General features: G+C 66.2%; 5 protein-coding genes. All 5 read right to left on the bottom strand.

Going from position 1 to position 5344, the window contains the following annotated elements:
* The coding region (gene htpG, locus ACXJKR_RS23280; RefSeq protein WP_457324826.1) for a molecular chaperone HtpG at window positions 1-1680 on the bottom strand (1680 nt) is incomplete at its 3' end.
* Between the two features lie 69 nt (window positions 1681-1749).
* Window positions 1750-2061 (bottom strand): hypothetical protein, encoded by a 312-nt coding sequence (locus tag ACXJKR_RS23275; RefSeq protein WP_457324825.1) that lies wholly within the window; start codon window positions 2059-2061, stop codon window positions 1750-1752.
* Between the two features lie 62 nt (window positions 2062-2123).
* On the bottom strand, window positions 2124-2831 hold the full coding sequence (locus ACXJKR_RS23270; RefSeq protein WP_457324824.1) for a PEP-CTERM sorting domain-containing protein: 708 nt from the start codon (window positions 2829-2831) through the stop codon (window positions 2124-2126).
* 116 nt (window positions 2832-2947) lie between these two features.
* Entirely contained in the window at window positions 2948-4075 is a 1128-nt protein-coding gene (locus ACXJKR_RS23265) for a 3-deoxy-7-phosphoheptulonate synthase (protein ID WP_457324822.1), read from the bottom strand.
* Window positions 4076-4352: 277 nt separating this feature from the next.
* The coding region (tldD, locus tag ACXJKR_RS23260; protein WP_457324821.1) for a metalloprotease TldD at window positions 4353-5344 on the bottom strand (992 nt) is incomplete at its 5' end.

The following is a 5344-nucleotide window of genomic DNA, read 5'->3' as shown; positions in this document are numbered from 1 at the left end:
CTTCAACAGGCGCGCCAGATGGCCGCTCATGTCGCCCTCTTCCACGACGATGCAGGCGGGCGAGTCGACCAGGCGGGTTGTCACGCGCACGTCCTTGGCACGGTCCTTCAGCGCTTCTTTCAGCTTGTCCAGCAGCGGCTTCAGGCTCTCTGCCGTCTCGTCGGCCTTCTTCTTCTCGTCCTCGTCCAGCAGCTTGCCCAGGTCCACGGCGCCCTTGGCGACGGACTGCAGCGTCTTGCCTTCGAATTCGTAGAGGTGGCTGAGCATCCACTCGTCGACGCGGTCCACCAGCAGCAGCACCTCGATGCCCTTCTTGCGGAAGATTTCCAGCTGCGGGCTGTGCTTGGCAGCAGCGAGCGAATCGGCGGTGATGTAGTAGATGACGTCCTGGCCGTCCTTCAGGCGCGACACATAGTCGGCCAGGCTGACGTTCGCGTCGGCATGCGTCGAGGCAAAGCGGAACAGCTTGGCCAGGCGTTCCTGGTTCTGGTGGTCTTCGCCGATGCCTTCCTTGAGCACCTGGCCGAAGTCCTTCCAGAAGGCGGCGTACTTGTCCTTGTCGGCCTGCTCTTCGCTGTTGGCCAGGCTTTCCAGCATGCCCAGCACGCGCTTGGTGGAGCCCTCGCGGATGGCCTTCACGTCGCGGCTTTCCTGCAGCAGCTCACGGCTGACGTTCAGCGGCAGATCGGCCGAGTCGATCACGCCCTTGACGAAGCGCAGGTAGACCGGCATCAGCGCCTCGGCGTCGTCCATGATGAAGACGCGCTTCACGTACAGCTTCACACCGCCGCGTTTGTCGCGGTTCCACAGGTCGAAGGGTGCCTTCTGCGGGATGTAGAGCAGCTGGGTGTACTCGCTGCGGCCTTCGACGCGGTTGTGCGTGTAGGCCAGCGGCGCCTCGCTGTCGTGGCTGATCTGCTTGTAGAACTCTTCGTATTGTTCTTGCGTGACCTCGCTCTTGCTGCGGCTCCACAGGGCAGACGCCTTGTTGACCGGCTCCCATTCGTCGAGCACGACCTGCTTGGCGTTGTCCGCGTCCCACTCTTCCTTCTTCATCAGGATGGGGAGCGAAATGTGGTCGCTGTACTTGCTGATGGTCGACTTGACGCGCCAGGTCTTCAGGAACTCTTCCTCGCCGTCGCGCAGGTGCAGGATGACGTCGGTGCCGCGGCCAGCCTTGGTGATGGTCTCCAGCTCGTACTCGCCGGTGCCTTCGCTGCTCCAGCGCACGGCCTGGTCCACCGGCAGACCGGCGCGGCGGGTCTCGACGGTGATGCGGTCGGCGACGATGAAGCCGGAATAGAAGCCCACGCCGAACTGGCCAATGAGCTGGGCGTCCTTCTTCTGGTCGCCTTCGAGCTTGGCCATGAACTCGCGCGTACCGCTCTTGGCGATGGTGCCCAGGTGGGAGGCGGCCTCGTCGGCGCTCATGCCGATGCCGTTGTCGCTGATGGTCAGCGTCTTGGCTTCCTCGTCGAAGCTGACGCGCACCTCCAGGCTGGTCTGGTCTTCCCAGAGCGCCACGTTGTCCAGCGCCTCGAAGCGCAGCTTGTCGCAGGCGTCGCTGGCGTTGCTCACCAGCTCACGCAGGAAGATCTCCTTGTTGGAGTACAGCGAATGCGTGACGAGGTGCAGGATCTGCTTGACTTCGGCCTGGAAGGCGTGGGTTTGCTTGGTCATGGTGAGGTGTCCATCAAAACAAAACGCGGCCTCAGGTCGGGCCGCGCGGCAGGAGTTCAAGTGGGGGCGTCAGTAGGAAACTGCAAGCCGTGGCACGTCGACTTTGATCAGCGCCTTGGACAGCGAACCGGCCGCCGCGCGGGCGTAGTCCAGCGCCCAGGCGGCATCGGCAAACGCAGCCGGCCCTGCGGCCAGCGCGACGCCCACCAGCTTGTCGGCCAGCAGCACCTTGCCCGAGCCTCGCAGGGGCTCGCACTCCAGGCGGACGAAGTTCTCGTCCAGCCAGCGGCGGGCGGCCTCGAAGCCCAGCACCTCGGTGCCGTCGAGCTGGATGTCGACCCGCGCGCCGGTGGCGAAGATGACGGTGATCCGGGCTTGCATGGCCCGGATTGTGTCAGTGGACCGACGATCCGGGTCGAGGACGACTGCTGGAGGACCCGCGCTCAGTCACGCGGCCGGGGCAGGGCTTGGCGCCGCCCCAGGACAGTCAGCGATGCAAGGCCGAGCATCAAGCTCAGCCAGGCTGCGGGCTCCGGCACGGGAGACTGCGGGTCGTTGGCGCCCAGGGTCAGGTCGTCCCACACCACCTTGCCCGGCTGCCCGGTAAACACCACCGACTTCGCCACGCCCGAGAAGGAGTACCCGCCCGGCCCGAAGGGGCACCGGCTGGCGTTGTAGGCCGCGCAACCTGCCGAGCCCGGCAGCAGCACCAGCGGCGGCGCCAACAGTGCACCGTTGCCGCCCAGGCCGCTGTAGGCAGAAATAGTTGCCACCGAGCCAGGCGCCACCGCGTAGCTGAAGCCGATCGCGAAGCTGAAGCCGCTGGGAAAGTCGAAATACGTTGAGGTGCCACTGCCGATGCCCATACCGCCCTGCGACGAGGTCACCGACAGGCCGCCGCGCGAGGCATTCGAGCAGCTTCCGCCCAGCGCATTCAGGCAAACCGCCACCGCGTTGCTCGCGAAGGTCGCGCCCAGATTGGCGCCCGTCGTGCCCTGGCTGCTGGTGCCGCCGCTGTAAAAGCTCAGGATGTCGGCGTAGCTGGTGCTTGGATAAGTGGCGTTCACGCCTTCGAACCCAATGACCACCACCGCCTGCGCGGGGGCGGCGAGCAGGGCAGAGAAAGCGGCCGCAAGCAGTAGATGTCGCATGGTGCTGATCCTCAGGATGCCCAAAGGCTCAGGCTACTCCCGGGCGCGCCGGGCCGCGCCCCCGACCCCTTGATTTACCCCTTGATTCGGGGGCCCGCACTCAAGCGCCAGTGCGATCAGGCCCGTGTCGCGCGAACCGCCTCGGACAGCACGTCCAGCACGGCCAGGGAGTCGTCCCAGCCCAGGCAGGCATCGGTGATGCTCTTGCCGTATTCGAGTGCGGCCGGGTCGTCCTTGCCGGGCGTGAACTTCTGGGCGCCGTCATGCAGGTGGCTTTCCACCATGACGCCGAAGATGCTCTTGCCGCCCTCACGCATCTGGCCGGCAATGTCGCGCGCCACGTCCAGCTGGCGCTGGTGCTGCTTGCTGGAGTTGGCGTGCGAACAGTCCACCATCAGGCGCTGCGGCAGCTTGGACTTGGCCAGGTCAGCGCAGGCCTCGGCGACACTCTTGGCGTCGTAGTTGGGCGCCTTGYCGCCGCGCAGGATGACGTGGCAGTCGGCGTTGCCGCGCGTCTCGACGATGGCGACCTGGCCGTTCTTGTGCACCGACAGGAAATGGTGGCCGCGCGCCGCCGCCTGGATGGCGTCGGTGGCGATCTTGATGTTGCCGTCGGTGCCGTTCTTGAAGCCAATGGGCGCCGACAGGCCCGAGGCCAGCTCGCGGTGCACCTGGCTTTCGGTCGTGCGCGCACCGATGGCGCCCCAGGCGATCAAGTCGCCGATGTACTGCGGCGAGATGACGTCAAGGAACTCGCTGCCGGCCGGCACGCCCAGGCGGTTGATCTCCAGCAGCAGCTGGCGGGCGATGCGCAGGCCCTCGTCGATGCGGTAGCTCTCGTCCAGGTAGGGGTCGTTGATCAGGCCCTTCCAGCCCACCGTCGTACGCGGCTTCTCGAAGTAGACGCGCATGACGATCTCCAGCGTGCCAGCGTACTTCTCGCGCTGCTCCTTGAGCTTGCGGGCGTACTCGATGGCGGCCGTCGGGTCGTGGATGGAGCAGGGGCCGATGACGACGAGCAGCCGGTCGTCCTCGCCGCTCATGATCTTGCGGATGCGCTGGCGGGTCTGGCCGATCAGGTTCTCCATCGCCGTGCCGCGGATGGGGAAGAAACGGATCAGATGTTCCGGCGGCGGCAGCGGCGTGACGTCGACGATGCGCTCGTCGTCGGTGGCACTGGTCTTGTCGTCCTGGGAGTACCAGCGCTGGGCTTCGGGTTCGACGGAAGAGACTTTGGCGTTCATCGGATCAGCCTTTCTGACAATGGCTTGCCGTTGCGTTGCAGGCTAACTTTGCGGAGCAAAGTTAAGGCGCAACGCGCCGGCCGGAGACAAAACAAAAAACCGCCGGGCTTTGCGGGCCCGGCGGTTTGTAGGGAGTCTGGGTTCAGCGCGCGCGCTCAGGACTCTCCACCGCCGGGGCGGGGAAAAAACCAAAAGCTAAAGTAAGCAGCGCGGGACATGGGAGCGGAATCTAGCACGGCGACGAACGTGGGCTTTCGCGAGACGCCAAGGCAAGCTTTCAAGCCGTACCACCCACCGTCAACCCCTCGATGCGCAACGTCGGCTGCCCGACCCCCACCGGCACGCTCTGCCCTTCCTTGCCGCAGACGCCCACACCGGTGTCCAGCGCCATGTCATTGCCSATCATGSTGACGCGGGTCARCGCGTCCGGGCCGTTGCCAATGATGGTGGCACCCTTGACCGGGTACTGGATCTTGCCGTTCTCGACCCAGTAGGCCTCGCTGGCCGAGAACACGAACTTGCCGCTGGTGATGTCGACCTGGCCGCCGCCGAAGTTGGTGGCGTACAGGCCCTTCTTGATCGACGCGACGATCTCCTTGGGATCGTCCTTGCCGCCCAGCATGTAGGTGTTGGTCATGCGCGGCATCGGCACATGGGCATAGCTTTCGCGGCGGCCGTTGCCGGTCGGTGCAACCTTCATCAGGCGCGCGTTCATCGCGTCCTGGATATAGCCCTTCAGGATGCCGTCCTCGATCAGCACATTGCGCTGGCTGGCGCAGCCTTCGTCGTCGACGTTCAGCGAGCCGCGGCGGTCGGGGATGGTGCCGTCGTCCAGCACCGTGACGCCCTTGGACGCGACGCGCTGGCCGATGCGGCCGGCGAAGGCGCTGGAGCCCTTGCGGTTGAAGTCGCCCTCCAGGCCGTGGCCGACGGCTTCGTGCAGCAGCACGCCGGGCCAGCCGGGGCCGACGACGACGACCATCTCGCCGGCCGGTGCCGGGCGGCTTTCCAGATTCGTCAGCGCCGCGTGCACGGCCTGCTCGACATAGCTGGCGATCATCTCGTCGGTGAAATAGGCCAGGCCGAAACGCCCCCCGCCGCCGCCCGAGCCGACCTCGCGGCGGCCATTGCTCTCGGCGATGACGGTGATGGACAGGCGCACCAGCGGGCGCACGTCCGCTGCCAGCGTGCCGTCGGCACGCGCGATCAGCACCACCTCGTGCTCAGCGGCCAGGCCGGCCATGACCTGAGCGACGCGCGGGTCCTTGG

This window comes from Roseateles sp. P5_E11, from assembly GCF_054049355.1.
This window is presented reverse-complemented; position numbering and strand designations above follow the sequence as displayed.